General features: G+C 63.6%; 26 protein-coding genes and 1 pseudogene. 12 read left to right on the forward strand and 15 right to left on the reverse strand.

Annotated features, from left to right (window positions below; all coding sequences use genetic code 11):
- Positions 1 to 6: 6 nt before the first annotated feature.
- Positions 7 to 1,656, forward strand: coding sequence for an HTTM domain-containing protein (locus C495_RS07150; protein WP_008161398.1), 1,650 nt, complete (start codon positions 7 to 9; stop codon positions 1,654 to 1,656).
- A 235-nt stretch (positions 1,657 to 1,891) separates the two neighbouring features.
- Entirely contained in the window at positions 1,892 to 4,327 is a 2,436-nt protein-coding gene (locus C495_RS07155; protein WP_008161399.1) for a DEAD/DEAH box helicase, read from the forward strand.
- A 24-nt stretch (positions 4,328 to 4,351) separates the two neighbouring features.
- On the opposite strand, the gene C495_RS07160 is transcribed toward C495_RS07155, so the two are convergent.
- Positions 4,352 to 5,080 (reverse strand): Sjogren's syndrome/scleroderma autoantigen 1 family protein, encoded by a 729-nt coding sequence (locus tag C495_RS07160; protein WP_008161400.1) that lies wholly within the window; start codon positions 5,078 to 5,080, stop codon positions 4,352 to 4,354.
- 53 nt (positions 5,081 to 5,133) lie between these two features.
- Complete coding sequence (locus C495_RS07165) at positions 5,134 to 5,598, reverse strand: TIGR00725 family protein (protein WP_008161401.1); 465 nt, start codon at positions 5,596 to 5,598, stop codon at positions 5,134 to 5,136.
- 143 nt (positions 5,599 to 5,741) lie between these two features.
- Here C495_RS07165 and mdh point away from each other — a divergent pair, with 143 nt between their 5' ends.
- A complete protein-coding gene (mdh, locus tag C495_RS07170; protein ID WP_008161402.1) occupies positions 5,742 to 6,656 on the forward strand; it encodes a malate dehydrogenase in 915 nt (304 codons plus the stop codon).
- A gap of 89 nt (positions 6,657 to 6,745) precedes the next feature.
- Here the strand turns inward: mdh and C495_RS07175 are convergent, their stop codons facing one another.
- Entirely contained in the window at positions 6,746 to 6,991 is a 246-nt protein-coding gene (locus C495_RS07175) for a ferredoxin (RefSeq protein WP_008161404.1), read from the reverse strand.
- Between the two features lie 201 nt (positions 6,992 to 7,192).
- On the opposite strand from C495_RS07175, the pseudogene C495_RS07180 reads away from it, so the two are divergent.
- Positions 7,193 to 8,402, forward strand: a pseudogene (locus tag C495_RS07180) (anion permease).
- A 9-nt stretch (positions 8,403 to 8,411) separates the two neighbouring features.
- Here the strand turns inward: C495_RS07180 and C495_RS07185 are convergent.
- The gene (locus tag C495_RS07185) at positions 8,412 to 8,843 is read right to left on the reverse strand and encodes a universal stress protein (RefSeq protein WP_008161409.1); all 432 of its coding nucleotides are present in this window, start codon (positions 8,841 to 8,843) and stop codon (positions 8,412 to 8,414) included.
- Between the two features lie 106 nt (positions 8,844 to 8,949).
- Here C495_RS07185 and C495_RS07190 point away from each other — a divergent pair, with 106 nt between their 5' ends.
- Complete coding sequence (locus tag C495_RS07190) at positions 8,950 to 11,304, forward strand: ATP-dependent DNA helicase (RefSeq protein WP_008161411.1); 2,355 nt, start codon at positions 8,950 to 8,952, stop codon at positions 11,302 to 11,304.
- Positions 11,304 to 11,810 carry a KEOPS complex subunit Cgi121 gene (cgi121, locus tag C495_RS07195; protein WP_008161413.1) on the forward strand — a complete coding sequence of 169 codons (507 nt, stop codon included), beginning with the start codon at positions 11,304 to 11,306 and terminating at the stop codon, positions 11,808 to 11,810. Before C495_RS07190 ends, cgi121 begins: the two co-directional genes overlap by 1 nt.
- A gap of 22 nt (positions 11,811 to 11,832) precedes the next feature.
- On the opposite strand, the gene C495_RS07200 is transcribed toward cgi121, so the two are convergent.
- Both C495_RS07200 and C495_RS07205 read right to left on the reverse strand, forming a co-directional pair.
- Positions 11,833 to 12,648, reverse strand: a complete 816-nt coding sequence (locus C495_RS07200) for an iron-sulfur cluster assembly protein (protein WP_008161415.1) — start codon at positions 12,646 to 12,648, stop codon at positions 11,833 to 11,835.
- Complete coding sequence (locus C495_RS07205; RefSeq protein WP_008161417.1) at positions 12,648 to 13,712, reverse strand: amidohydrolase family protein; 1,065 nt, start codon at positions 13,710 to 13,712, stop codon at positions 12,648 to 12,650. Before C495_RS07205 ends, C495_RS07200 begins: the two co-directional genes overlap by 1 nt.
- Positions 13,713 to 13,898: 186 nt before the next feature.
- On the opposite strand from C495_RS07205, the gene C495_RS07210 reads away from it, so the two are divergent.
- The gene (locus C495_RS07210) at positions 13,899 to 14,942 is read left to right on the forward strand and encodes an NAD(P)-dependent alcohol dehydrogenase (protein WP_008161419.1); all 1,044 of its coding nucleotides are present in this window, start codon (positions 13,899 to 13,901) and stop codon (positions 14,940 to 14,942) included.
- A gap of 23 nt (positions 14,943 to 14,965) precedes the next feature.
- Here the strand turns inward: C495_RS07210 and C495_RS07215 are convergent, their stop codons facing one another.
- Together C495_RS07215 and C495_RS07220 are read right to left on the reverse strand one after the other, a co-directional pair.
- Complete coding sequence (locus C495_RS07215; RefSeq protein ID WP_008161421.1) at positions 14,966 to 15,547, reverse strand: VIT1/CCC1 transporter family protein; 582 nt, start codon at positions 15,545 to 15,547, stop codon at positions 14,966 to 14,968.
- A gap of 2 nt (positions 15,548 to 15,549) precedes the next feature.
- Complete coding sequence (locus C495_RS07220; protein ID WP_008161423.1) at positions 15,550 to 15,834, reverse strand: DUF211 domain-containing protein; 285 nt, start codon at positions 15,832 to 15,834, stop codon at positions 15,550 to 15,552.
- Between the two features lie 96 nt (positions 15,835 to 15,930).
- On the opposite strand from C495_RS07220, the gene C495_RS07225 reads away from it, so the two are divergent.
- Positions 15,931 to 17,265 carry an oxidoreductase gene (locus C495_RS07225; RefSeq protein ID WP_008161425.1) on the forward strand — a complete coding sequence of 445 codons (1,335 nt, stop codon included), beginning with the start codon at positions 15,931 to 15,933 and terminating at the stop codon, positions 17,263 to 17,265.
- Positions 17,266 to 17,569: 304 nt separating this feature from the next.
- On the opposite strand, the gene C495_RS18340 is transcribed toward C495_RS07225, so the two are convergent.
- Positions 17,570 to 18,163 carry a homing endonuclease associated repeat-containing protein gene (locus tag C495_RS18340; protein ID WP_083902460.1) on the reverse strand — a complete coding sequence of 198 codons (594 nt, stop codon included), beginning with the start codon at positions 18,161 to 18,163 and terminating at the stop codon, positions 17,570 to 17,572.
- Positions 18,164 to 18,275: 112 nt separating this feature from the next.
- On the opposite strand from C495_RS18340, the gene C495_RS07240 reads away from it, so the two are divergent.
- The 3 genes from C495_RS07240 to cysE all read left to right on the forward strand — a co-directional run bounded on the left by C495_RS07240 (position 18,276) and on the right by cysE (position 20,565).
- On the forward strand, positions 18,276 to 18,866 hold the full coding sequence (locus C495_RS07240) for an IMP cyclohydrolase (RefSeq protein ID WP_008161429.1): 591 nt from the start codon (positions 18,276 to 18,278) through the stop codon (positions 18,864 to 18,866).
- A gap of 314 nt (positions 18,867 to 19,180) precedes the next feature.
- Positions 19,181 to 19,849: a metallophosphoesterase family protein gene (locus tag C495_RS07245; protein ID WP_008161431.1), complete on the forward strand. Its 669-nt coding sequence runs from the start codon at positions 19,181 to 19,183 to the stop codon at positions 19,847 to 19,849.
- Between the two features lie 206 nt (positions 19,850 to 20,055).
- Positions 20,056 to 20,565 (forward strand): serine O-acetyltransferase, encoded by a 510-nt coding sequence (cysE, locus tag C495_RS07250; RefSeq protein WP_008161432.1) that lies wholly within the window; start codon positions 20,056 to 20,058, stop codon positions 20,563 to 20,565.
- Between the two features lie 27 nt (positions 20,566 to 20,592).
- On the opposite strand, the gene C495_RS07255 is transcribed toward cysE, so the two are convergent.
- From C495_RS07255 to C495_RS18660, 5 genes are all read right to left on the reverse strand, one after another.
- Positions 20,593 to 20,964, reverse strand: coding sequence for a hypothetical protein (locus C495_RS07255; RefSeq protein WP_008161435.1), 372 nt, complete (start codon positions 20,962 to 20,964; stop codon positions 20,593 to 20,595).
- 203 nt (positions 20,965 to 21,167) lie between these two features.
- On the reverse strand, positions 21,168 to 22,568 hold the full coding sequence (locus C495_RS07260) for a phosphoglucomutase/phosphomannomutase family protein (protein WP_008161438.1): 1,401 nt from the start codon (positions 22,566 to 22,568) through the stop codon (positions 21,168 to 21,170).
- A gap of 168 nt (positions 22,569 to 22,736) precedes the next feature.
- Entirely contained in the window at positions 22,737 to 23,717 is a 981-nt protein-coding gene (locus tag C495_RS07265; RefSeq protein WP_008161440.1) for a hypothetical protein, read from the reverse strand.
- A gap of 79 nt (positions 23,718 to 23,796) precedes the next feature.
- Complete coding sequence (locus C495_RS07270; protein ID WP_008161442.1) at positions 23,797 to 24,045, reverse strand: GIY-YIG nuclease family protein; 249 nt, start codon at positions 24,043 to 24,045, stop codon at positions 23,797 to 23,799.
- Between the two features lie 155 nt (positions 24,046 to 24,200).
- A complete protein-coding gene (locus C495_RS18660) occupies positions 24,201 to 24,350 on the reverse strand; it encodes a DUF7563 family protein (RefSeq protein ID WP_169331112.1) in 150 nt (49 codons plus the stop codon).
- A 474-nt stretch (positions 24,351 to 24,824) separates the two neighbouring features.
- On the opposite strand from C495_RS18660, the gene C495_RS07275 reads away from it, so the two are divergent.
- Positions 24,825 to 24,992: a DUF1931 family protein gene (locus tag C495_RS07275; protein ID WP_005578700.1), complete on the forward strand. Its 168-nt coding sequence runs from the start codon at positions 24,825 to 24,827 to the stop codon at positions 24,990 to 24,992.
- A gap of 81 nt (positions 24,993 to 25,073) precedes the next feature.
- Here C495_RS07275 and fni read toward each other — a convergent pair whose 3' ends face one another.
- Positions 25,074 to 26,135: a type 2 isopentenyl-diphosphate Delta-isomerase gene (gene fni, locus C495_RS07280; protein ID WP_008161463.1), complete on the reverse strand. Its 1,062-nt coding sequence runs from the start codon at positions 26,133 to 26,135 to the stop codon at positions 25,074 to 25,076.
- Between the last annotated feature and the right edge of the window lie 133 nt (positions 26,136 to 26,268).

Here is a 26,268-nt window from a genome sequence, read left to right on the forward strand (position 1 = left end):
TGGCAGATGCGTCTCCCCGCACAGTCCGCCCTCCTCGAGTCGGGCCACCGGCTCCGACGCGCTCTCGAGCGGCGTGTTCGAATCGACACCCGAACGCTGGCCGTCTTCCGGGTCCTCGTCGGCATACTCATCGTCGCCGATCTGGCCCTCCGATCTCGGAACTTCTCGTACTTTTATACCGACGACGGCGTCGTTCCCCGCTCGCTCGCGATGGAGGCCACCCCGGAGTATGCGATTTCGGTCTATTATCTGACGACGAGTTCGACGGTTATCGCGGCGCTATTCGTCCTGCAGGCGCTGGTCGCGCTCCAGTTGATCGTCGGCTACAAGACGCGAGTGGCGACCGTGCTCTCGTTTCTGTTCGTCGTCTCGCTGGACCACCACAACCCGTTCGTGTTGAGCTACGCCGACACGCTGTTTCGGCTCCTGTTGTTCTGGGCGATCTTCCTCCCGCTTGGCGAGCGCTGGTCCGTCGACGCCGTTCATGCTGACCGCACCCCTCGACCGTCCGTCGCGAACGCCGCCAGCGTGCTGATTCTGAGCCAGATGATATTCATGTACTTCTCGAACGGGCTGATCAAATCCCAGTCCGACGTCTGGACCAGCGGCGACGCAGCCCCACTGGTGTTTGGCCTCGACGAGATGACGTTCCTGCTCGGCGACGTCGTCCGCGGCTTTCCGACGCTGCTCGAGTACGGTGGCTTGCTCTGGTTCTACATGCTCGTCGGGTCGTGGCTGCTGGTCGCCCTGCGTGGGCGACCACGGATGCTGCTGGCCGGGCTGTTCGTCGGCGGCCATCTGGCGTTTGCGCTGACGGTTCGCATCGGTGCGTTCCCCTACGTCGCCCTCGCGGGCGTCTTGCTGTTCTTGCAGGGACAGTTCTGGACTGATCTCGCGACTGTGACGCGGCGAATCGGTCTCGATGGCACGTGGCTGCGTGGGCTGTCGGCTCGACTCGAGCAGTGTGCGAGACGGGTGCCGACGGCTCGCATCGGGGGTGACCGCGTGCAGGCCGCCCGCGCACACACGTACACCGCCGCGGTGACGACCATCGTCGTCACGATCCTGTTCGTCGCGGGCGTGTTGTTGCTCACTCTCGTGCCGGTCGCTCTCGCAGACGACAGCGAGCGAACGATGGAAGAGCGAGTCGAGGGGACGCTCATCGAGACGATGGACGAGACAACCGGCGTCACACAGGTCGAAACGGTCGCCTCGAGTGTAGGGATCGACCAGCCGATCGGCTGGAGCGTCTTCGCCGGGCCGGACCCACGAACGACGGATCGGTACTACGTCTTCCCCGCCCAGACGGTAAGTGGCGAGCAGTTCGACATCTACAACGAGCGTGCGCTCACGGTCGACCGACCCTACGACGAGTTACAACAGCAACACGGGACCTACCGCGAGCGATTTTATATGAACAGCGTCCGCAACGGTGGGTCAAGCAACGACGTTCCCGCCTTGCTGGCCGCCCACCTCTGTGCGCAGTGGGCCGACGACCACGACGAGGAGTTGCGGTCAGTTTCGATGTATCTGGTCACCGAAGCGGTTACCCACGAGACGATCGACGACCCATCGAATCGGGACCGCACATACGTCGAACTCTCTCATCACGGCTGTGGCGACACCGAGTTCGACGGCCTCGAGTGGCCGGCGTGATACGGGGTACTGGAGTCACGTCCCGCCGCTTGCCGACCTGTGCTGGCGATCGGGACAGCAATCCGTACGCGCAGCGGTGCCGGCCGGATCAGTGGCCTCGGACCATACTGTCGCACAGCACGATTCGGCGATCGGTCGCGAATTCGCGACCGACATCTCACTGACTGCTGTCCGACAGTATCACTTTCACCTCGGTACGAGAACCCTTATTCACGACGGCGATGAACCACTGACAATGGCTACGACGGACGAGGACATCCCCGCGATCGAGCATCCGCTGCTCGAGCCGAACTTCCTCGAGCGACGCCTCTACCAGTTGAAACTCGCCGGCACGGCGGCGAACGACCACACACTCGTTTGTCTCCCAACCGGGCTCGGCAAAACGACCGTCAGTCTGCTCGTTACCGCCCGCAGACTCGACGAGGTCGGCGGGAAGTCGCTGATGCTCGCGCCAACCAAACCCCTCGTCCAGCAACACGCCGACTTTTATCGCGACGCCCTTCGGATTCCCGACGAGGAGATCGTCGTCTTCACCGGCGACGTCAGCCCGGATGACCGTGGCGAGTTGTGGACCGACGCAACGGTCGTGATGGCGACCCCGCAAGTGATCGAAAACGACCTCGTCGGCAGTCGGCTCTCGCTGGCCGACGTCAGCCACATCACTTTCGACGAGTGTCACCGCGCGACCGGCGACTACGCCTACAACTACATCGCCGAGCGCTACCACGCCGACGCCGACGACCCGCTCGTGACGGGAATGAGCGCCTCGCCCGGCGGCGACGAGGAAGCCATCCTCGAGGTCTGTGAGAACCTCGGCCTCCGGGAGGTCGAAGTGATGACCGAAGACGACGCCGACGTCTCGAAGTTTACTCACAACACCGACGTCGAGTGGGAGCGCATCGACCTCCCCGAGGAGGTCCTCGAGATCCGGGATACGCTCAACGAAGTGATCACAGACCGCCTCGAGAAATTGAAAGAGCTGGGTGTCGCAAGCTCGACCCAACCCGACCAGTCACAGAAGGACCTCAATCGGATGCGAGCCGAACTACAAGGGCTGATCAACAACGATCAGTCAGAGGGGTTCAAAGGGATGTCAATCCACGCGGAGGTGATGAAGCTCCGACAGGCCGTCACGCTCGTCGAAACCCAAAGCGTCGAGGCGGTGCGGCGGTACTTCGACCGCCAGCGCAATCAGGCCCGCTCGTCGGGCGCGTCGAAGGCCAGCCAGCGGATGGTCTCCGACCCGCGCGTCCGCGAGGCGATGCGGAAAGCGGAGTCGTTCGACCAACTGCATCCCAAATACCGGAAGACGCGAATGCTGCTGGCCGAGACGTTGGGCCTCGAGGGTGGCGAGCGCGTCATCATCTTCACGGAGTCTCGTGACACCGCGGAGGCGCTGACGGAGTTTTTGAGCGAGAGCTTCGACGCCAAACGGTTCGTCGGACAGGGCGACCGCGAAGGGTCCGATGGGATGACGCAAAAAGAGCAACAGGCAGTGCTCGACGAGTTCCGGGCTGCCGAGTTCGAGGTACTCGTCTCGACGTCGGTCGCCGAGGAAGGGCTCGACGTTCCCGAAGTCGATCTCGTCCTCTTTTATGAACCCGTCCCCACGGCGATCCGGTCGATCCAGCGCAAGGGACGAACGGGTCGCCAGTCCGAGGGCCGCGTCGTCGTCCTCATGGCCGAGGATACCCGCGACGAGGCCTACTTCTGGATCTCCCAGCGCCGCGAAAAGGAGATGGAGTCCGAACTGCGCGACCTGAAAGGGGTTGCATCCGACCTCGAGAAAGAACTCGACGACTCCCAGCAGGCGCTGACGGACTTCGACGACGAGAGCGAAGTGAAAGTAGCTGGGAACGGGGGCAACCCCGACGCAGTCGGCGACTGTTCCAGTGGAAGCGAGGGGGTTGAGACACAGCCCGGACTGACGGATTTCGCGGGGGAACCGTCTGATGAGAACGACGGCGACGACGATGATGACGTAGCAGTCGAGACCCACGAGCCCCACGCCGAGGGCGACCTGATCGAGATCGTCGCCGACCAGCGTGAGATGGACGCCACCATCGCACGCGAGCTCTCGAAGCGAGAACGGATCGAGATCCGCCTCGAGACGCTCGCTGTCGGCGACTACGTCCTGTCGGATCGGGTCGTCGTCGAGCGCAAGTCCGTCGCCGACTTCGTCGACTCGCTGGTCGACGGCGATCGCTCCGTCTTCGAGCAGGTCGGCGCGATGGCCAGACACTACTCGCGGCCCATCGTGGTCGTCGAAGGCGACGGTCTCTACGAACAGCGGGACATCCACCCGAACGCGATTCGGGGCGCGCTCTCGAGTCTCGCCGTCGATTTCGGTGCGAGCGTGCTCCGGACTGAGGGCGAAGACGAGACGAAAGAACTGCTCGCCGTGGTCGCTGGCCGCGAGCAGGAGACGGCTGACCGCGAGGTGTCGGTTCACGGCGAGAAACAGTCCAAGACGATCGGCGAACAACAGGAGTACGTCGTCTCCTCGATTGCCGAAATCGGCCCCGTCACGGCCCGGTCGCTGCTCGAGGAGTTCGGCACCGTCGAGGCGGTGATGATCGCCAGCGAAGACGAGTTACAGGCCGCCGACGGCGTCGGAAAGGTAACAGCCGAACGGATGCGAGAGGTTATCGGGAGCGACTACACCGGCTGACCGGCGACGGGTTCTCGAGTGCGTTCATCGAATCGTCTCGAGCGTCTCGCTCGCCTCGCGGGCAGCCTCGAGACACTCTTTGGCGTATCGAGGGTCGTCTGTGGCGGCCGCCTCGGCCGCGAACTTCTCTAAGGCCTGCACGAGCGAGGCGTGGGCGGCCTCGAGGTCGCCGCCGGCGGACGGCGAGGCGGCTGGCGGGCGGCGTGCGGATCGCATGTCTTCCGTTGCGGGCGCTGCGGTGGTCTGCTCAGTCTGTGGCTGGGCCTCGGCGGGCGATGCGTCCTCGTCCCGGCCCGTCGCGCCACTCGTTGGGTCGGCGTTGGAGGGCGAGTTGGTCGCTCGAGCGCGGCGGTCGTTCGCCGTCGGCTCGGTGGGCCGTTGTGGCTGGTCGTCGCCATCACGGTCGCTGGCGGCTGTTTCGTCCTCGGCGACATCGGACTCGGCTGCTGGCTCGCGGTCGTCGCTTCGAGCAGGCGCTTCCGTGGCCGCCGGTTGGTCGTCCGTCTCCTCGGCCGGCTGGGCCTCGAGGTCGGTCCCGCGAACGGCGTCGGGGTTCCCGTGACAGCTCGGACAGAAGGTGGTGCCGTCCTGCTGGAAGAGTGGATCACCGCAGGTGCCACAGTGGGAGTTCGTCATCGTCGCGCCCTTGAGCAGCAAGTCGCTCATCCGCTGGGTCGCCTGCCGCTCCTGTTTGTCGCGTTCGTACTTCTCCCGAAGTTTCTCGCGCTCGGCTTCCTTATCGAAGTCGCTCATACCCGTCTAGAGACGGTGGACCATGGAAAAAGCTGCGAAGGTCGAAATCCGTCTCAGCGCTCACCCTCGAGTGCGGTTTCGACCGCGTCGACGGCTGCCTCGGGCGTTGCGACGGTCTCGAGTACGTCCTCAAGCGCCGGAACGTCGTGGATCTCGAGGCCGACGACGGGTCGGTCGTAGATGCCGGCAAAGCCCAGTTCCGAGAGCGTGCCGACGCCGCCGGCGAGCGCGATGACCGCATCGCCGTTCAGCGGGACGAGTGCGTTCCGGGCGTGGCCCAGCCCGGTCGCGATCGGGATGTCGACGTAGTCGTTCGCCTGCTCGTGGCGCTCGCTTGGGAGGATACCAATCGTCGTGCCGCCTTCGGCTTTGGCACCGCGACAGACGGCTTCCATCGTCCCACCGCGGCCGCCGCAGACGACCGTATGGCCTCGAGACGCGAGTTCGCGGCCGACGGCCTCGGCGCGGGCTGCCTGTTCGTCGGAAATCTCGCCGCCGCCAATAACGCTGACGCGCATACGTGTGGTCGTGCGGCCGATGCGTATCACCGATTCGGTCTCGAGTCGGTCTCGAGTCGACCACTGGCACCCGGTGGCAAGGCCGTGCGAGTGTGTGTCATTCCGACGGATTTAACGCGTAGGACGGCTGAGGTTTAGGTGATATGACGAAAGTTAGCGTAGTCGGCGCGGCTGGCACGGTCGGTGCCGCTGCGGGCTACAACATCGCGCTTCGGGGCATCGCGGACGAACTCGTCTTCGTCGACATTCCGGATCAGGAAGACACGACGATCGGGCAGGCTGCGGACACGAACCACGGCGCAGCCTACGACTCGAACACGACGGTCCGACAGGGTGGCTACGAGGCGACCGAGGGCTCGGACGTCGTCGTCATCACGGCCGGCATCCCACGCCAGCCGGGCCAGACACGGATCGATCTGGCCGAGGACAACGCCCCGATCATGGAGGACATCGGCTCCTCGCTGGCCGAGTACAACGACGACTTCGTGACGGTGACGACATCGAACCCCGTCGACTTGCTCAACCGCCACCTCTACGAAGCGGGTGATCGCGCACGCGAGAACGTAATTGGCTTCGGTGGCCGACTCGACTCCGCACGCTTCCGGTACGTCATCTCCCAGCGCTACGACGTCCCCGTCCAGAACGTCGAGGCGACCATCCTCGGCGAACACGGCGACGCGCAGGTCCCCGTCTTCTCGAAAGTCCGAGTCAACGGACAGGACCTCGAGTTCACCGACGAGGAGAAAGATGACCTGCTCTCCGAGCTACAGACCTCCGCGATGAACGTCATCGAGAAGAAAGGTGCAACCCAGTGGGGGCCAGCGACCGGCGTCGGGCACATGGTCGAAGCCATCCTCCGCGATACGGGCGAAGTACTCCCCGGCAGTGTCGTCCTCGAGGGCGAGTACGGCCACGAAGACACCGCCTTCGGCGTCCCCGTCAAGCTGGGGTCGAACGGTGTCGAAGAGGTCGTCGAGTGGGATCTCACCGAACTCGAGCGCAACCAACTCGGCGAGGCCGCAGAGAAGCTCGCGGATCAGTACGAGAAAATCGCGTAAGCACCGACCGCTCCGACGGCGCTCTGTTCGGCGGACGCTGAAAAGCCAACCGTTGCACTTGGCCACCGGCGATCCGACGACGACCAACCTTACGGAATCAACTGTTCGCCGTCGTCGTCGTAGATTTTGATCGCGTCGACGGGACACGTTCGCGCGGCGAACTTCGCGTCGAGTTCCGCGTCTTCGGGTATCTCGCGGACGAAGACGCCATCTTCGGTCTCCTCCGAATCGTTCAGGACTGCCTTCCCTTCCGATTTGTCCTTCTCAAACTCGCTCCACTCGGCGACACACTGGAACATCCCGATACAGGTGTCCTCGTCGTATTCGATCTGCATGCTCGGTCGTTCGGCAGTCGTCGATAAAGCCCTGACGGGACTCGAGGGCCCGTCGGGTATAGTAACAACTGAACCGATGTACACATGCATCGCACAGCCGTCGTGCGATGCGGTGTACAGTGACGTTCAGTGGCTACGATAGCAATCGAGTGCCTTGATGTGAACGTTTTTCCCGACAGTCGCCGAACGATGGAGGACGGAATGGTTGCACTGTCGTTCGTGGTACTCGTCGGGGCTGCGGTCATCACGTGCCTGTTTATGGCGTGGGTGCTCGGAGCGAACAGTAACTCGCCGCCGTTTGCCCCCGCGATCGGCGCAAACGCAATCTCAACGATGCAGGCCGCGTTCGTCATCGGCCTGCTCGCGGCTGCAGGGGCCGCTCATGCAGGGCGGAAGTATCTCCGAGACGGTCGGTGCCGACCTCATCGATGGCGTGACGATTACGCCGCTTGCGGCCACGGCGGGGCTGCTGACGGCGGCGACATTCATGGCCATCGGCATTTATACGCGGTATCCGATCCCTGCGGCGTTCGCGACGACGGGCGCGATGGTCGGCGTCGGCCTCTCGCTGGGCGGTGATCCGGCGATGGCGACCTACCAGCGACTCGGAACGTTCTGGCTGCTCGTGCCGTTTATGTCCGGCGGACTGGCGTACGCAACCGCGGTCACCCTACGGCGCGATGACATCCCCGAATCGCTCGGCGTGCCGCTACTTGCAGGCATCGTCGGCGCGATCGTCGCGAACATCCGGCTCGGCGTCATCCCCGATCCGACGGCCGATCAGGGCAGTCTCGCGAGCTTCGTCGCCCGTCAGTTCGGCGGTGGCCCAACGCTCGTCGCGGGCGCAAACCTCGGCACCGCGCTCGTGACGATCGCAGTCGGTGCGCTCGCTTTCTACTGGGTTCGAAAACGCGTGCTCGTCGACGTCGACGGCGGGATTCGGTCGTTCCTGCTCGTCCTCGGCGGCATCGTTGCCTTCTCTTCGGGCGGCTCACAGGTCGGGCTCGCAACCGGCCCGCTCGAGAACCTGTTTCGAATCGAACTCGGCCTGCCGGGCATCACACTGCTCGCGCTGGGTGCGGCCGGCATCCTCGCTGGGGCGTGGATGGGTGCCCCACGGCTGTTGCAGGCGACCTCTCGAGAGTACGCCCAACTTGGCGCTCGACGATCGATCGCGGCGCTCGTTCCGGGCTTCATTATCGCCCAGCTGGCGATCGCACTCGGGATTCCCATCTCGCTGAACAACATCATTCTCTCGGGAGTGATCGGCGGCGGGCTGGCAGCCGGCTCGGCGGGCGTCTCACGGCGTAAAATCGGGTTTACGATCACGTTCTGGCTGTTGACACTCGGCAGTTCGATCGCCGTCGGCTACGGACTCTACCAGCTGTTCGATGCGGTTATCGGCGGCTGATACGGCTCCTCACTCGAGAACCGTCACCGGCTCGTCGGTGCGTTCGACGATGGTCGTAGCGACGCCGCGGCCGAGAAACCGCCGGACGAATCCGGGTGTCGTCGTTCCGTGTCCGTGCATAACCACGTGGTCGACGGCTTCATCGCTTGCATACTGCGGAACGATGGTTCCGGGACGTCCCTCGAGGACGTCGACCCGAACTCGCTCGCCCGCCGCATCGTCGGCGACCGACTCGAGCAATGCGGTCGCGCGCTGGTGTGTCTGCTCGAGACGGTCCTCGTCTCGCTCGAGCACTCCGCCCTCGCTCAACGGGGCGTCAAGCGGTGTCACGACGGCCAGCAGCGTTACGTCCGCGTCGGGAAACGTCTCGAGCGCGTAGGCAAGCGCCTCGTCCTCTCGGGGCCGGCCAAGGGTTGGGACGAGGACGTGATCGGGGGCCATACGGCCGTGTTCAGTCGCGACCCCTATCGGTCTATCGGCGGGCGGATGCAGGGTGTGCGCTTCTCGAGACGATACTTTAAACCGGGGGACGCGCCAAAGACGGATAATGAATCTCGAGGAGCTGTCGGGGCTCCCACCCGGTGCCATCGACCACTTCCAGCGCGAGGGCATCGAGGAGCTCTACCCGCCACAGGCCGAGGCGGTCGAGGCCGGCGCGACCGACGGCGACAGCCTCGTCGCCGCCGTCCCCACCGCCAGCGGGAAGACGATGATCGCCGCCCTCTCGATGCTGTCGGCGATCGAACGCGGTGGAAAAGCACTTTACATCGTTCCCCTGCGAGCGCTCGCCAGCGAAAAAAAGGCCGAGTTCGAGGCTTACGAGGAGTTCGGCGTCACCGTCGGCGTCACGACGGGCAACTACGAGTCGACCAGCGAGTGGCTCGCCACGAAGGATATCATCGTCGCGACCAGCGAGAAAGTCGACTCGCTCGTGCGAAACGGCGCTGACTGGCTCTCGGATCTCACCTGCGTCGTCAGCGACGAGGTCCACCTCATCGACGACCGCAATCGGGGACCGACGCTCGAGGTCACGCTCGCCAAACTCCGGCGACTCAATCCCGGGATGCAGGTCGTCGCCCTCTCGGCGACAGTCGGCAACGCCGACGAGATCGCCAACTGGCTCGACGCCGCACTGGTCGACACCGACTGGCGACCGATCGACCTGCAGATGGGCGTCCACTACGGCAACGCCCTCAACTTCGACGACGGCTCGACACGTGAGGTGCCTGTCGAAGGGAGCGAAAAGCAAGAGGCTGCGCTCGTCCGGGACATCCTCGAGGAAGGCGGCTCCTCGCTCGTCTTCGTCAACTCCCGGCGCAACGCCGAAGCCGCCGCGCGCCGGCTGGGCCAGGTCTCGACCCGTCAACTCACCGACGACGAGCGCGCTGAACTGGCCGAGTTAGCCGAGGAGATCCGCGAGGACAGCGACACCGAAACCAGCACGGAGTTGGCCGACTGCGTCGAACGCGGCGCGGCGTTTCACCACGCCGGCCTCTCGAGCACCCAGCGAACCCTCGTCGAGGACGCCTTCCGCGACCGGCTGTTGAAGGTCATTTCGGCGACGCCGACGCTTGCCGCCGGCGTCAACACGCCCGCCCGCCGCGTCATCGTCCGCGACTGGCGGCGGTTCGACCCTAGCGCGGGCGGGATGGCCCCGCTCGACGTCCTCGAGGTCCACCAGATGATGGGGCGGGCGGGCCGGCCGGGGCTCGACCCCTACGGCGAGGCCGTCTTGCTCGCCAAAAGCCACGAGGATAGCCAAGAATTGTTCGACCGCTACATCTGGGCCGAGCCCGAGGCGGTTCGCTCGAAACTCGCCGCCGAGCCAGCCCTGCGAACCCACGTGCTCGCGACCATCGCTTCCGGCTTCGCCCGCACGCGCGAGGAACTCCTCGAGTTCCTCGAGGCGACGCTTTATGCAAGTCAGTCGACCGAGGCAGGCCGACTCGAGACGGTGACTGACACGGTCTTACAGTACCTCGAGTCCAACGACTTCATCGAACGAGACGGCGGCGAGAGCGACGACGAGGGCGATGCGGCGGGCGCGTTCACCTCCGCAGCCGACCTCGCTGCACAGCAGTCCACACAGACCGACGAACGGCTCGAGGCGACTACCCTCGGCCACACCGTCTCCCGACTGTATCTCGACCCGATGAGCGCCGCCGAAATCGTCCATGGCCTCGAGGACGCCGACGAGCGCCCGACCGCGCTGGGGCTGTACCAGCTCGTCTCACGGACGCCCGATATGTACGAACTCTACTTGCGATCGGGCGAGGACGACACGTTCGGCGAACTGTTCTACGAGCGCGAGGTCGAACTGCTCGGTGACACGCCAAGCGAGTACGAAGACAACCGTTTCGAGGACTGGCTGGCTGCGCTCAAGACGGGCAAACTGCTCGCAGACTGGGCCAGCGAAGACGACGAGGATCGACTCACCGAACGGTACCAGATCGGCCCCGGCGACCTCCGCGGGAAAGTCGACACCGCCGAGTGGCTGCTCGGGGCGGCCGAATCACTGGCACGCGAGATCGACAGCGAGTGGACCGTCGCCGTCCGCGAGGCGCGCGCACGCGTCGAACACGGCGTCGGCGAGGAACTGCTCGAACTCGTCTCGGTCGGCGGCGTCGGTCGCAAGCGCGCCCGCCGGCTCTACGAGGTCGGCATCGAGGAGCCAGCCGACCTCCGGAGCGCGGACAAGGGGGTCGTGCTGAACGCGCTCAAGGGGGTGAAGACGGCCGAAACCATCCTCGAGAACGCCGGCCGAGAAGACCCCTCGATGGAAGACGTCGAGCCAACGACGTCGGCCGACGGTGGCGGGAGAGCCGACTCGAGGCGTGACACCGAACCGGAATCGAGTGGAACCGACACCGACAACAGCCAGTCAAGTCTGGGTGATTTCTAATGGAACTCCTCGAATGCGTACTCGAGATCGACGACATCGACGTGTTCGTCGCCCAACTGGGCGAGATCGGTGAGCGCCACGACGTGACGGTTCAGGCATTTGATTCGCGCTACGTCGCCGGTCCGAACCACCTCGAGCGCGCCGTTTCGCTGGCCGACCGCGCCATTGCCCGCGGCGAGAACGTCGCCCGGGATCGCGCGGTCGAGATCCTGCTGTACGCCGCCGGCCGCCGTCAGATCGACCGCGCCCTCGAGATGGGCGTCGACAAAGGCAGGCACCGTGCTGTGATTCTGGTCGCTGGCGAGGACAGCGACGACGAGACGGCCGCCCTCGAGACACTTGTGGAACTGGATGCCGTCGTCAGAACCGAGCCGACACTCGAGTCACGAGACGAGGCGACGCTGTGTTCGTTCTTCGAGATCACCGACGCCGAACGCGAGGCGACCGACGCGTCGCTGGCTGCGCTGGTCCGCGAGCGAGTCGCCTTGCTCGAGGTCGAAAAGTAGGGGTCGCCGTCCACTCCCGTCCTCAGTCGTCGGCAGTCTTCTCGAGTCGACTCTCTCTCGCTTCTCGAAGCCCGTCACAGATCCCGCCCTGACTCGACATGTTGACCTGCGCGAGTCGCCCGCGCTGGTGGACGAGGTCGAACGACTCAGGGTCGATCGGCTCTCCCTCAGGTGTTCGGAACAGTTTCTCGTCGGACTCCGAGACGACGGCCGTCTCGCGGGCTTTCTCGAGATAGCGCTCGAGCGGCGCTGCGGGAACTGAAACGGCAAACGAGCGGTCAGCGGCATAGATGGCGACCGTCTCGTCGTCGATCGCTGCCCCGGCACTGCCCGATTGAGCCGTGTTGGGCCCGATATCGGCCGCCTCGAAATCTCGAAGTCGGAGATCGACGATCGTCTCGGCGTCGAGGCCGGCCTCGAGCAGCGTCTCGACCGCGTCGTACTGCCGTGCGATCCGTGCCTTCTCGTCGAGTTCCGCACGGACGGCCTCGACATCGCCGTCAGCGTCTGGAAACGCCTCGGCGAAGGACAGCCGTTCATTAACACCGCGGTTGATCTCCGTCTCGTGCATGTGTTCTGCGAGCGTGATCCGAGCGGTCTCGACCGCCGGCAGCGACTCGACCTCGTCGCGGGCGTCGACCGCCATCATCCAGGCGAACGCCGGCGAACACCAGGCCGTCGGCAGCGTGAACGCGACACTGACGTGTTCACCGTCGATCTCGATCGAATCGATATACTCGAGGTCGACGATCGACCGATCGAGTTCCGGATCGGTCACGCGGTCCAGTCGGTCGCGGACGGCCGCTCGAGTCGGGCCGTCTGGCATCCGTTCGCTCATTAATCGTCCGCCGCTGCGGGTTCTCCGCTCGCGTAGTGGTCCTCGAGACCGAACTGTTGGCTGATCTCGTCGTCCTGGAACGCCCGACGTTTCGCCTCGATGTCGATATCGTAGAGCTCGGCGATATTCTCGCCCATCACCTTCTTTTTCGTCTCGATGTCCCACTCGACGCCGTACTCCGCGCGGTGTTCCTGGGTGAGTTCGGCCTCGAGGACTTCCTCGACGAGCCAGTCAGGATTCCACAGCGCATAATCCGAGCCGAAAAGGACGCGATCCTCGCCCAGCCACCAGAGGAGTTCAGACATGATCTCGGAGAACTTCCCCGGCCGGTTCTGGGCGAACGGCGCGGCGACCGCGAGGCCACCGTAGACGTTGTTCTCTTGGGCGGCGATCCAGCAGAAGTCGTCGAGTCGCGGGAGACCGACGTGTTCGACGATGAAATTGAGTTCTGGGAACGACGAGGCTGCATCGTCAACGTCTTTCACGTCGAACGCATCACGATTGAGGGGTCGAATTGTCGGTCCCTTGTGGGCGTGAATATTTTCGATGCCGAGCTCTTGACACTTCTCTAAGAACTCGAAGGCATCCTCGTCGTCGAGTCGCCACCCTTTCGAGTCGTCTCGCCACTCGGCGGTATAGAGTTTAACGCCGGGAATCTCGTACTTCTCGTGGAGTTCCTCGAGGTACTCGAGGCCGTCCTCACCGTCACGTGGATCGAACGTCCCGTTGAGGACGAATCGCTCGGGATATTCGGTCGCAAGTTCGGCGTTCTGTTCGGTCGTGTTGAACCCCTCTGTGTAGAAGTCCGTGAGATACGTCGGCTGAAAGATCGCCATGTCAGTGGCGGCGTTACTGAACAGGTCCTCGACCATGCGGTCGGCACCGTACCGGCGATACTCGTCTATGTCCCACTGGCGTGCCTCAGGTGTAAACGTCGTGTGATAGTCGTAGAAACACTGGATGAACTCTTCCCCACCGTCGTGTTTGATGTTGTCCTCCGTGGCATCCCACAGATGCACGTGACCGTCGATAACGAAGATCTCCTCACCATCATGTTGATACATGGTAGTATGAGTATTGTTACCATAGACCATTAGCCTTATTCAGATCGAGGTGAATTATACTATCACACGAGTCTGCGTCGGCAAAATTAGCATGTGGACAGTTCTGTATCAACTTCCAAACGTTCGCGGACAGCGACACACGGGGGGAACGTTTTCTTGGAGTACAGCGAATTGTGGCTTGGTACCATGCAAGCAGCCCGTCTCCACGAGTACACGGACGACATGAGCGACGCGCTCTCGCTCGACGAGATCGATCGACCCACCCTCGAGCGATCCGACGACGTATTGATCGAGGTCAAAGGTGCGGGGTGGTGTCAGACTGACAACCACATCATCGAGGGAATGTGGCAAGAGTACGCACCACAGGACCTGCCGATGACGCTGGGTCACGAGAACGCCGGTATTGTCGCCGAAACGGGCGACGAGGTAACGCTGGTCGAGGAAGGCGATCCGGTCGTCTGTCACCCGATCCAGACCTGTGGCATCTGTCGGCCCTGCCGGCTTGGCGAGGACATGTACTGCGAAAACAGCGCGTTCAACGGTCTTACTACCGACGGCGGCTTCGCCGAGTACCTCCAGACCAACGAGCGCGCGGTCATCCCGCTGCCCGACGGCGTCGACCCAACTGAGATCGCACCCCACGCTGACGCGGGAATTACGGCTTATCACGCCACGAAGAAGGCGGTCCGCGAACTGAATCCCGGCGATACCTGCGTCGTCATCGGCGTCGGCGGTCTCGGCCACATCGGCCTCCAGTGTCTCGACGCGATGAGCGCCGCGACCATCGTCGCTGCCGACATCAAAGACGAGGCACTCGAGTTGGCCGCGGACCTCGGCGCCCAGCACACGATCAATTCCGCCGAGGAGGACGTCACCGACGTCATCGCGAATCTAACCGACGACGAGGGCGCCCAGCAGGTCGTCGACTTCGTCGGCAGGGACGAGACGACCGCGCTGGCACCCGAGATCGTCGCCGCCGGCGGCGACCACCACATCGTCGGCTACGGCGGCCACATCCACGAACCCAGCCAGGCACTGGTCAACGGCGAGTTCGCCTTCCGTGGCACGCTGGTCGGCAAGTACGCCGAACTCCAGGAAATCGTCGCGCTCGTCGACCGCGGCGACGTCGAACTTCACACCGAACGCCACGACCTCGGTGAGATCAACACGGTTGCCGAACGTCTCGAGCACAACGAGATCGAGGGTCGTGCGGTCGTCCTCCCACCCTAAGTTGCACCTCCCTCGAGCCCGCACTATCCCGGCAGGATGACGTTGATCGCGGCGACGACGATTCCCGCCAGTCCCATCCGAGCGGCGGCGACGTACCATCGCTGTTTCGAGATCGAGGCGAGGTAGACGCCGAACGTTGCCAGGATCGCGATGCCGACACAGATCGACGCCAGAACGGCCTGTAACATCGTGAAGACGACGCCCTCGAGCGCCAGCGGCGAGAGGGTCACGAGGATAGCGAGGATCGGCCCGGTTGCGCTGGCGACAGCGTGGACGATCTGGGCAGCCCGGTGTTCGCGCTGGACGCGTGTGTCCTCGAGTTCGGTGAGCATCGCTCGCTCGAGTCGTTCCTGCTCGGCCAGTGCCTCCGCGCGCTCGATCTCCCAGACGCTCCAGACGCCCGAGGTTCCGAGGCCAACGGCCGCACCGAGACCGATCATGATCGTCGTGACCCCATCACCGATCCCGGAGAGGTACGCGCCGACGACGACGCCGATACTCGTGAGCGTGCCGTCGAAGCCGTTGGCGATGAAATATCGCCGAGAGATCGACCGAACGTCGTCCTTGCCGAGGACGCGACGAAGTCGGGCACGTCGGCTGCCCATCGTCAGCTACCCAACAACGGGTCGTCGACCGTTCGCGAGCCACAGGCGACCTGATCGATCGAGTGAACCGACGCGCTCAGGTCCTCGATTTCGGCGCGGACCGCCTCGAGATCGAGTTCGCTTCCCTCGAGGGTGACACGCAAGGTCTTGACGTTCTCGTCGACTTCGATGACCGTCGCGGTGGCCGCGTCGATCCCATCGAGTTCGCCGAGTTGCGTCGTGAAGGTGACAACGTTTGGATCGTGTGGTTTCAACACGTCAAGTACGAGCCGTCGTATCGGAGCCATAGACGCTTGCACAATGGGGAAACGGAAAGGCCTACTGACGCGCCACTGGCTGGCAGTCGACGGCACGCTCTTGTACGATCCCGTGATACGGCCTGCATGGCCACCCTCGAGGACTCACTCGATATCGGCGGCGTGACGATACCGAACCGGCTCTATCGTGCGCCACTGCTCGAGTGTGCCGGCAACGGTCCCGACGCCGTCGACACGCTGCTCGACGACCTCGAACCCGCCGCCGAGTCGGGCGTCGGCCTCATCTGTCAGGGTGCGACGATCGTCCGCGGTGACGGCGGCTGTGCCGCCCCGGGGATGACCCGCGTGCACGACCCCGATTTCGTCGAACGACTGTCGCGGCTGACCGACCGGATTCACGACCACGGCAGCCGGATCGTCGTCCAACTCGAGCACGGCGGCCTCCGAAGCATGGAAACCTGGCACGCCGAGTATCGACGAGAGCAGCCGGACCTCGAGCAACTCGCCGTCTCCGAACCGCCGTGGCAGTTGCGAGCGCTGGATCGTCTCGGCTTTCTGTCGTACGATCCCCACGTCCTCTCGACCGACGAAGTGTACGAGCTCGCGGCCGATTTCGGCCGATCGGCAGCGTACGCGGCTGACGCGGGCTACGACGGCATCCATCTGGCGGGCGCGAACATGGGCATCGTCCAGCAGTTCTGCTCGCCGTTTTATAATCGCCGGAACGACGAGTTCGGCGGCTCACCCGAGGCCCGACTCGAGTTTCTCGCGGTCGTCCACGACGAGATCCGCGAGCGGGCTGGGGACGTGCCGCTGATCACCAAAGTGCCAGCAGAAACGCCCGCACCGTCCTCACCCATCGTCCAGCGGAAACTCTCGCTCGAGGACGGCGTCGAACTCGCTCGCCGACTCGAGAAAATCGGCTACGACGCGGTTGTCCCCGTCCAGACGTCAGTCGTCTGGGATATGAGCATCGTTCGCGGAGCGTATCCCGACCGGGCCTGGAAAAACGAGGGGTTACACGACGCGTACGACGCGGCGTTCGGTGGGACAGCGCGCAGGAAACTCGTCGCCGCCGCAAACCGAATCCAGTCGCTACAGTACGATTTTGATCCCGCGTGGAACGAAGCGTTCTGTCGACGGGTCCGCGAGCAGGTTTCGATCCCAGTGCTCGCCGAGGGCGGGATTCGCGAACGCGGTCAGATGGATCGACTGCTGGGCGAGGCCGACACCAAGGAACCGGCCTGCGATATGGTCGGCATGGCCCGTCCGTTCTACGCCGAACCTCGTCTCGGTGCGCGGCTGCTCGAGGACGCCCCCGACGAAACCCGCGTGCTCTGTGAAAGCTGTAACAACTGCACCGTCCCACAGGTCACCGGCGCACCGGGGATGTGTCGAACGCCCACTGTGTTGCGAAAGCGGGGCGACCTCGAGCGCGAGGGTGTCTACGAACGGCGGTGACTGTCTGAGAGAAACGTCCTCGAGTGCGAGTTCGCTGTCAGTATCTTATTTGTCACCATTCTTTGACAATTCGATCGGCGCGAGTTTCACTCGAGTCTTTGATCAACGTTCTGCGATCCGTTCAGTCGAATAACCCCCTTCGTTTCCACTGGAAAAGCGAAGACTGAGTGTAGACTGTTCTCGAGTCGAAAAGTCGAAGGAATAGTCCCCACAGGATTCGAACCTGTGTCGAAGCCCCCAGAAGGCTTCAGGATTGGCCGCTACCCCAGGGGACTGAGGCTGCATCGAATTGTTGGTGGTGACCCTATATATGACTATCGGGTTGGAATGGCGTCGAATCGCAATCAGGCGGGTCGGCGTGTTCGATACGGTGACAGTTTGCACAAAGGACGATGCACCGGTCGATTTCTTCTCGTATGCTTGTCTTCGAGTGACCGTTAACGACCATTGTCGCGATACCGTTTTCCTTCTCGTCAGGATGATGAAAGTCGAGACACGGTGGCCTGCCCTCGCCACACTGGGAACACTCACAATGGAGCTCTTTGTACGTGTAGAGCCACTGGCGAATTTCTTTTCGGCGCCGGTCCTTTCGCTCGATTCGGGCGTCTCGATTTTTATAATACCAACGCTGTTGACCTGTAAGATCCGCCCAATCGGTGTCATCAGGAATGTCAACCCAATCCGGTTTCGGTTGGATAGAATGATTACCCGTTGCGCCCCGATCGAACGTTTCTAATCCAGCACGCTCTTTTGCCGCGTTCCAGCCACCCAGTGTCTTCATAATCGTCGCAGACGCAGGCGTCAACCCCAACTCCTCGTACTGTGCTTTCGTCGGCGACTCGCCGAGTCGCGCTGCCGCTTCGCGCAACGACTCGAGACACTCCCGTTCGGACGTCACACGCCCGTTGGCCGCCCCATCGTATATAAATTCTCGTCCCGGGTCACGTCAGGATAGCGACGATGATGCACAAATCGACACACATTTTCCTCGCGGCTGTGCACATTCGCGTATGTACGTTGGACGATTTGTCGTCGTCGGCCCCGAGGTCGGCGCCTACCGCGTCTCGTCACGCTCGTTCCCGAACCGTGAGCTCACCGCTCGAGAGGATGCGCTCACCGTCGGTCCCACCGACGACGCGCCGGAGACGGACAACCCCTACGTCTCCTACAACTGCCTGCGCGTCGTCGACACCCCGACGGGCGAGACGGCTGCCTTCGGCAACGGCTCGCACGTCGATCCGATCGCGGAGAAACTCGAACTCGGCTACCCTGCCCGCGACGCGCTGGCCGAGAGCCTGCTGGCGCTGGATTACGAGAAGGACGATTACGACACGCCACGGATCGCCGCAACGATCGGCGACGACGGTGAGGCTATGATCGGGACGGTTCGCAAGGACGCGCTGCTCGTCGAGACCGTCGAGGAGCCGACGCTGGTCGCGACCTACGAGAAGAACGCCCCCGAGGCGTTCGACTTCGAGGCCGACAGCGCCAAGGCCGCGGCGAGTGAGGCGTTCGACTGCGAGTTCGAACACGCCGTCTGTGCGGCCGGCATCGCCCGGACCGACGACGGCTTCGAGACGGCACTCGAGAACGGCAACTAGTCGAGACGAGGGCCATCGGAATCGACCAGAAGCGGATTCACAGCGGATCGCTATGCCGGATCAGGGGTGTTGAGGAGAGAGCGAACAGTCTGCTCACGCTTACAACAGGGAAACCCACGTCCTCCCCAACCGATTCGCTCGTTCACGTTGTTCACTCACTCATCCCTCGCACGGCTTCGAGCCACGGCTCGCTAACTGCTCCCCGTGGCACAGCGTGCGCCATCACGTCGGATACAATATCCACACCCGCCTGCGACAGCGTTCGAGCATGTCGCTGGATAACCTACAACATCCCGCGGCACATACAGTGGTGTATGAAAGTCGGACTCGTCTCCGATATCCACGGCAACCGGGTCGCCCTCGAGGCGGTCCTCGAGGAGATGCCCGCCGTCGGCGAACTCTGCTGTGCGGGCGACGTCGTCGGCTACAACCCGTGGCCGGCAGCGTGTGTCGACGAACTCCGCGAGCGGGAGGTGCCGACGGTGATGGGTAACCACGACGCTGCAGTCGTCGAGGGGGATGCAAGCGGCTTCAGCCGGATGGCTCGAGCGGGGGTCGAACACGCCAGCGAACAACTCGATGACGACCAGCTCGCGTGGCTCGAGTCGCTGTCTGTCGAACGGCGCGCCTGCGACGGCCGGATCAAGGTCGTCCACGGGCATCCGGACGATCCGAAGCGGTACACACGATACACCCGACCGTCGGAATTTTCGCCACGGCTGCTCGAGGAGGAAGACGTACTGGTGCTGGGCCACACCCACGTGCAGGGCGTCGAACAGTACGCCGAAGGAATCGTCGTCAATCCGGGCAGCGTCGGCCAACCGCGGGATGGTGATCCACGAGCGGGCTATGCGGTGGTCGACCTCGAGGCGATGACCGTCGACACACACCGCGTCGCGTACGATATCGAGGCGGTCCAGGCGGCTGTCGCGGATGCAGGGCTGCCGGACCGGATCGGCCAACGACTGGCCCGTGGGAAATAAGACGTGAGCGCGGCGGCTGGGGCGAGAAACGAATCTTTTTACACGGCCTGCGCCGCTAGATGCGGACATGGTATCCACCGGCCACACCGCGTGTACCGACAGTAAACGACCGCGTCACGCTGTGGCCCGGTGCTGCCGTGCGTCGACTCATTCGGCGGGACGATCCGGCCAGTATCGCGCCACTACCGTTTCTGAGAGCTTCTGATATGTTCGGACGCATCTATGAAGACGCCCGGACGATGTGCGAGCGCGACCCCGCCGCAACGGGGTGTCTCGAGGTCATCCTTGCCTATCCCGGCTTACACGCGGTCTGGGCCCACAGGGGAATCCACTGGCTCTGGAACCGGGGCTTTCGGCTGCTCGCACGGCTGCTCGCACACGTCGTCCGCACGCTCACGGGCGTCGAGATCCACCCCGGCGCAACGATCGGCCGTCGCGTGACGATCGATCACGGTATGGGTGTCGTCATCGGCGAAACGGCCGAGGTGGGCGACGACGTCCACATGTATCACGGCGTCACGCTCGGGGGAGACACGAATAAGCCGGTCAAACGGCATCCAACCGTCGAACCCGGTGTCACGATCGGGACGAACGCGACGCTGCTCGGCGATATTACGATCGGGGAAGACGCCGCCGTCGGCGCTGGCTCGGTCGTTACTCGAGACGTCGAACCGGGCGCGACGGTCGTCGGCGTGCCGGCCGAACGCGTCGATTAACACGCAGGCGGAGTGAGACGAGCCGGATTACTGCTGATCGGTGTCGACCGTGCCATCCGTGCCCGTTGGCGACCCCTCGGCTGGGACACCCTCACCTGTCGTGACGCTCTCGGCGGACTGTTCGGCGTCTGACTCTGTTGCCTCCGGCTCGGGATCGGACATATAGCCGAGTTCGAACCAGAGTTTCGCCGTACAGTCGACCGCTTCCTCGTCGGGTTCGGTCTCGTCTTTCCGCTGATCGAGATAGCCGTTACAGCGGCCGTGTGTGACGACGTTCATCAGCGACGCCGCGGAGCCACACTCCGGACAGTCGATGGAGTAGGTGCCCTCGTCGTTCTGGTGCCACGAATCGGGCTCGAGTTCCGTATACGCAGCGTCTTCGTGGGTGTGTTCGGTCATGGCTCTAGCCAACGGGTCAACGGTGGTAAAGAGGGGCCCGGAGCACGCAACCCGACGCCGACCGAAACCGACTGCCGACGATTTCGGTTCGAAGCTCGAGCGAACGTGACACGACTGCCGAACACAGCCAACGTACGTACTGTCGAAGAGAGTCGACGAGCCGGCGTGAATTACCACGGGTCGGATGAGCCGTGGCTTCCTGTTTAAACCAGCGGCTCGAGCAGCGACTCGCCGGCCGCGAGCAGTTCCGCGACCCGTTCGTCGTCCCCAGCTTCCGCATAGACGCGCAACACAGGCTCGGTCCCGCTGGGCCGAACGAGAAGCCACGAGCCGTCGGCGAGCTGGAGTTTGAAACCGTCGGCAGTGTTGACGCCCTCGACGTCGGTTCCGGCGACAGTTTCGGGGATTTCGTCCTCGAGGGCAGCGAGGACGCGCGCCTTCTCGTGGTCCGGACAGGCGACGCTGGTCTTGTTCTGGACAACAGTCCCGTACTCGTCGAGCAGTCGAGCTACGCGCTCGTCGATGGGTTCTTCGGCGTGCATCGCGGCCGCGAGCACGGCCATGAGGACGCCGTCTTTCTCGCGGACGTGGCCGCGGACGGTGAAGCCGCCGGATTCCTCGCCGCCAACGAGGGCGTCGCCGTCGGCCATCGCTTGGGCGACCCATTTGAAGCCAACGGGGACTTCGTGGACTGACTCGCCGTGGGCGTCGGCGATACGGTCGATCAGGAACGTCGTCGAAACGGTGCGGACGACCGCTCCCGAATCGTCTTCGAGCAGGTAGTCATAGAGCGCAGCGAAAAACAGGTTCTCGTCGAGATAGCCGCGCTCGGGTGTGACGATGGCGATACGATCTGCGTCGCCGTCGTTTGCGATTCCAAGCGTCGGCGCGGTCTCGTCGGCAGTGACGAGGTCGATCAGCGCCTCGAGGTTTTCGGGCGCGGGCTCGGGTGCCCCACCGCCGAATGTCGGATCGCGCTCACAGCGCAGACACTCGAGGGAGACGCCGGCGCGCTCGAGGACGGCGTCGGTCGTCCCGCGGCCGCTGCCGTGCATGGCGTCGTAGGCGACGGTGAGCGCCGCATCCGAGAGGTCGGCGCTGCCGGTGATCTCCTCGACCAACTCGAGGGCGGCGTCAGCGTGTGGCGTCGTCAGGTCGACTTCACGGACGGAGCCGTGTTGGGCTTCGGGCAGCGCCTCGGGTTCGGCGAGGCGATCCGCGATGGCGTCCGTTACCGCTGGCAGCGCTGGCGCGCCATCTGCAGGAATGAACTTCACGCCGTTGTACTCCGGTGGATTATGTGAGGCCGTGATCGCAAACCCGCCCACGAGTTCACGCTCGACGATGGCGTGAGCGACCAGCGGCGTCGGTCGGTCGCGCGCCGGCATGATGACGTCGAAGCCGTTCGCACACAGCGTCCGGGCCAGTTCTTCGGCAAAGCCACGCGAGGTCTCACGCGCATCGTAGCCGACGACGACCGTTCCCTCGAGTCCCTCGTCCTGTAGATACGTCGCGACGGCCTGTCCGACCATTCGAACCCGCGGCGTCGTGAACTCCTCGAGCGTCGCCCGCCAGCCATCAGTACCGAAGCTGATCGTCTCCATACAGGTTCGTCGATGCCGCCGGCGAAAAAGGCGACGCTGTTGGACAGTATCCGATACTGCACTGCCCGCACGGGTCGAAGCGTCGCATCATACGGTTTACTGTCATCAATTACCGCTGCTCGCCGACCCGTGCTGGCGATCGGCGGTAAATCGGGACAGCAATCCGTCTCAGACATCGACGGTGTCGAGTCGTTGCTCGAAGAGCCGTTCGCCGGTCTCATCGCAGGTCACGGCGACCACGTCGTGTGCGCTGCAGCAGGATTCGACGACGTCCTCGCCCATGCTGACCGTGCCGCCGGTTGGACACGTTTCGAGGAACATCCGAAGGCTGTTACAGATCCGGCCGCTCGTCTCCGGGTCGTGGGAATCCCAGTCGGGAGTCCACGTCTCGAGGACACGGCTGGCAGCGACGTCAGCGAGCAAGGCGGCACGGGACGGCCAGCGCCCGGCCATGGCGCGTTCGGACCGGAGCACACGGACATCGCCGCGGCTCTCGAGGTCGAACGCGTCGGGATCGGCATCGAATCCGAACGCGTCGATGATGGTCGTCGCGTCGAGTTCCGAGTCGGTCAGGTCCTCGATTCGGGCGAACCACGACTCCTCGAACGACTCCGTGAGACAGAGATCGTCTTTGTCGGCACACGGCTCGAGGATCTCGTGGTCGAGAAAGTACGACTCGAGGTCGGTAACCGCGTGATCGGCGTCTGCATCGGACGTCGCCGTGGGAGCATCGTCCGACTCGGTGTGGTCTGTCACCGGCGTGGCGGCTGGGTCCTTCTCGTCGGCGTCCTCGGCAGCGGCGAATGCTGGCTCACTGTCCGCTGGTGTCGTGTGCGCGGCGCTGTGTGCTGAGCCCCCGGTACCGAAGCCGCTGGCGAGGGCAGGTTCCGGGTCCTTGCCGAACCAGCGCAGGATTTCGGGTGGAAGATACCGTTTCGTCAGCGTCGGCGTCCCGGGAACGAGATAGCCGCGCAGATAGATGAGGACGATCGAGACCCCGACCGCGAGCAGTCCGCCGAATCTGGACTTTCGTGCGAGAAGGGAACCGACCGCACCAGCGATGAGCAAGTTCAGTATCGTACACGGCCCACATCGGTTCTCACCGGTGTACGCCGGCTGTTTGAGGTCGTCGACGATGTCGATATCCATATGCGACCGACAAACGCGGTACAGAAGTATCTGCTTTTTGGACCCGTTAGCTCACTAATGAGTCCGGGGTCAGCCCGTCTCACTCGAGGCTGACGAGTCGTTCCTTTTGCTGGCGCGTAAGTTGCTTGATCTCGTACTCGCGGGACATTGCGGCCGATTTCGAGTCGAAGCGCTCGGTGTACTGGAGTTCGACCGGCGTTCGACCGCGGGTGTATTTCGCCCCGTCACCGGCGTTGTGTTCGCGGACCCGTCGCTCGAGGTCGGTCGTATATCCCGTGTATAACGATCCATCGGCACACTCGAGGACGTAGACGACGTGCGCGGACATAGTCTGTCAGCGGTACGCAGTCGAGAGGTTTCGAGGCTCCGGTTCGTCGGTCTCTCGAGGGTTGGTCTGAGAACCGGACCAGTGGTCCGATCGGTTGGGGCGGGAAACGTAACGCGAGAGGGGCACGTGGTACTCAGTGGCTGTTCTCTCTGGGATCAGGCGCCGCGAGCGCGCTCTTTCGCGGCTTCAGCGATCCCAGCATTGGCCGAGCAGCTGACACACGCGCGAATTTCGCCGTTCTGGTCGGCAAAGACGCGTGCAAAGCGCTCGGAAACGTGCGCGCCGCAGTGGTCACACTTGGGCATTGGACAGTGGTCACACCGGCCGAAGCCGGTACCACCAACTACCCGGTGAATGAATAAATAACCTTCTCCAAACGAAGGTTGGCTTTTCCATCCCCCGATAATATTTTCTGAAATCTATACCTGTGTTTCAGCAACCGATACCTCCGTTCGTTCCATCGATCACCACTGTCACAACAGTCAGGATGGGGCGGTCCCGCCGTGACCGCTGCGACCGTCGACGAGAGCCTCGAGTCCGCTGACCCACACACGAACGGGGTCGAACACCGCGGTATCGCTCGCACACGGGATAGCTGGCCACCGCGCGCGAGCAGAATCGTCCCCGCTAGCGACGAGTGAAGCGGAGTTGACGACTCATCAAACATATACTTTCCGGTGGCAAGCACCCTCGAAACAGGCGGGTCAACCGCTGCAGCCACCGTATTCCCGTGAGTAACCACAATATTTATATTGGGGAAAGGGAAACCCGTACATCGTATGGCAGATCTTATCGTCAAAGCCGCCGTGAAGGAAGCGCTCGATGACAAAAACGTCGCTTCGGACTTCTACGAAGCACTCGACGAGGAAGTCGACGAGCTTCTCGAGGACGCTGCACGACGTGCAGAAGCGAACGACCGGAAGACGGTCCAGCCCCGCGACCTGTAAGGCTCGCCACTCGAGTATTTTTTATTGACGCTACGGGAGATAGCCGCTGGCTCGGCTGTCGTCGAAAACGGAATAGTGAAGCTACTGCTGTCGCCCGTCGAGGTATTCTTTCGTTCGCCCGAGGACGACGTGGTCGGCCGACTGCAACTCCCCGACTGAGGCCGAGCCGGTGACGAACATCGCCGTTCGGAGTTCGAGTTCGAGCGTCTCGAGCAAGTCGACGACGGCGTCAGTGCCTTGGCCCGCCGGCCGGAGGAACGGTTTCGCGAGCCCACCAGCGCGAGCGCCGAGGGCGATCGCTTTGGCGATATCCAGTCCCGACCGGACGCCGCCGCTGGCGATGACACAGTCGTGGACCGAAGCGGCCTCGTGTGTGCTAACCGCCGTTGGGACGCCCCAAGCACGAAAGAGTTGGCCGATCGCTTCCTGGCGGTCAGCGCCGACGGCGGCCGCCCGGTAGGACTCGATGCCGGACCACGTCGTGCCACCCTGTCCGGCGACGTCGATCGCGTCGACGCCGGCGTCGGCGAGTCGCGTCGCCGTCTCTCGAGCGATGCCGTTGCCCGTCTCCTTGACGACGACGGGAACGGAGAGGTCGGCTGCGACCTGCTCAATCTCGGCCAGACAGCCGCGGGCGTCGACGTCGCCTTCGGGCTGGACGGCTTCCTGGAGGAAGTTCAGGTGGATCGCCATCGCGTCGGCGTCGATCATTTCGACGGCTCGCTCGACGTCGTCGACGTCGTACTCGAGCAACTGTGCTGCGCCGACGTTCCCGTAGAGGAAGGCGTCGGGAGCGACGTCCCGCACAACCGTGTAGGACTCGAGTAACTCCTCATCGTCGAGTTCGAGGCCGGCACGCTGGCTGCCGACGCCCATGGCGACGTTCAGCTGCTGGGCGGCTTCGGCGAGGTTGCGGTTGATCTTCGTCGTGTTCGGGTGGCCGCCAGTCATGCTTTCGATGACGATGGGGGCCGCCAGCTCGTGGCCGAGCAACGTCGTCGACGTGTCGATCTCGTCGCGGTGGATCTCCGGAAGTGCGTCGTGAACGAGCTCGATATCGGCGAACCCCGTCCCCGAGGTTTCGACGTCCTCTTCTTCGATAATGCGGATGTGATCGTCTTTCCTGTCGGATGTCTCGGGCATCGAATCGTCTCCAGTGGAAAATAGCATGAGGAGGTTGAAAAGGTGTCCATCGACGCGTGTCAGGTGCCGCGCTCTCGGCCGACACTTTTTACGGATGCCGGTGTACGACCTGTCTCTTATACACATCTCTGAT

The organism is Natronorubrum sulfidifaciens JCM 14089 (assembly GCF_000337735.1).
Taxonomy (GTDB): Archaea; Halobacteriota; Halobacteria; order Halobacteriales; family Natrialbaceae; genus Natronorubrum; species Natronorubrum sulfidifaciens.

Excerpts from the sequence above, each read along its gene's own strand:
- C495_RS07150 (WP_008161398.1), top strand. The coding sequence starts at position 7 with ATGCGTCTCCCCGCACAGTCCGCCCTCCTCGAGTCGGGCCACCGGCTC.
- C495_RS07155 (WP_008161399.1), top strand. The coding sequence starts at position 1,892 with ATGGCTACGACGGACGAGGACATCCCCGCGATCGAGCATCCGCTGCTC.
- C495_RS07160 (WP_008161400.1), bottom strand. The coding sequence starts at position 5,080 with ATGAGCGACTTCGATAAGGAAGCCGAGCGCGAGAAACTTCGGGAGAAG.
- C495_RS07165 (WP_008161401.1), bottom strand. The coding sequence starts at position 5,598 with ATGCGCGTCAGCGTTATTGGCGGCGGCGAGATTTCCGACGAACAGGCA.
- mdh (WP_008161402.1), top strand. The coding sequence starts at position 5,742 with ATGACGAAAGTTAGCGTAGTCGGCGCGGCTGGCACGGTCGGTGCCGCT.
- C495_RS07175 (WP_008161404.1), bottom strand. The coding sequence starts at position 6,991 with ATGCAGATCGAATACGACGAGGACACCTGTATCGGGATGTTCCAGTGT.
- C495_RS07185 (WP_008161409.1), bottom strand. The coding sequence starts at position 8,843 with ATGGCCCCCGATCACGTCCTCGTCCCAACCCTTGGCCGGCCCCGAGAG.
- C495_RS07190 (WP_008161411.1), top strand. The coding sequence starts at position 8,950 with ATGAATCTCGAGGAGCTGTCGGGGCTCCCACCCGGTGCCATCGACCAC.
- cgi121 (WP_008161413.1), top strand. The coding sequence starts at position 11,304 with ATGGAACTCCTCGAATGCGTACTCGAGATCGACGACATCGACGTGTTC.
- C495_RS07200 (WP_008161415.1), bottom strand. The coding sequence starts at position 12,648 with ATGAGCGAACGGATGCCAGACGGCCCGACTCGAGCGGCCGTCCGCGAC.
- C495_RS07205 (WP_008161417.1), bottom strand. The coding sequence starts at position 13,712 with ATGTATCAACATGATGGTGAGGAGATCTTCGTTATCGACGGTCACGTG.
- C495_RS07210 (WP_008161419.1), top strand. The coding sequence starts at position 13,899 with ATGCAAGCAGCCCGTCTCCACGAGTACACGGACGACATGAGCGACGCG.
- C495_RS07215 (WP_008161421.1), bottom strand. The coding sequence starts at position 15,547 with ATGGGCAGCCGACGTGCCCGACTTCGTCGCGTCCTCGGCAAGGACGAC.
- C495_RS07220 (WP_008161423.1), bottom strand. The coding sequence starts at position 15,834 with ATGGCTCCGATACGACGGCTCGTACTTGACGTGTTGAAACCACACGAT.
- C495_RS07225 (WP_008161425.1), top strand. The coding sequence starts at position 15,931 with ATGGCCACCCTCGAGGACTCACTCGATATCGGCGGCGTGACGATACCG.
- C495_RS07240 (WP_008161429.1), top strand. The coding sequence starts at position 18,276 with ATGTACGTTGGACGATTTGTCGTCGTCGGCCCCGAGGTCGGCGCCTAC.
- C495_RS07245 (WP_008161431.1), top strand. The coding sequence starts at position 19,181 with ATGAAAGTCGGACTCGTCTCCGATATCCACGGCAACCGGGTCGCCCTC.
- cysE (WP_008161432.1), top strand. The coding sequence starts at position 20,056 with ATGTTCGGACGCATCTATGAAGACGCCCGGACGATGTGCGAGCGCGAC.
- C495_RS07255 (WP_008161435.1), bottom strand. The coding sequence starts at position 20,964 with ATGACCGAACACACCCACGAAGACGCTGCGTATACGGAACTCGAGCCC.
- C495_RS07260 (WP_008161438.1), bottom strand. The coding sequence starts at position 22,568 with ATGGAGACGATCAGCTTCGGTACTGATGGCTGGCGGGCGACGCTCGAG.
- C495_RS07265 (WP_008161440.1), bottom strand. The coding sequence starts at position 23,717 with ATGGATATCGACATCGTCGACGACCTCAAACAGCCGGCGTACACCGGT.
- C495_RS07270 (WP_008161442.1), bottom strand. The coding sequence starts at position 24,045 with ATGTCCGCGCACGTCGTCTACGTCCTCGAGTGTGCCGATGGATCGTTA.
- C495_RS18660 (WP_169331112.1), bottom strand. The coding sequence starts at position 24,350 with ATGCCCAAGTGTGACCACTGCGGCGCGCACGTTTCCGAGCGCTTTGCA.
- C495_RS07275 (WP_005578700.1), top strand. The coding sequence starts at position 24,825 with ATGGCAGATCTTATCGTCAAAGCCGCCGTGAAGGAAGCGCTCGATGAC.
- fni (WP_008161463.1), bottom strand. The coding sequence starts at position 26,135 with ATGCCCGAGACATCCGACAGGAAAGACGATCACATCCGCATTATCGAA.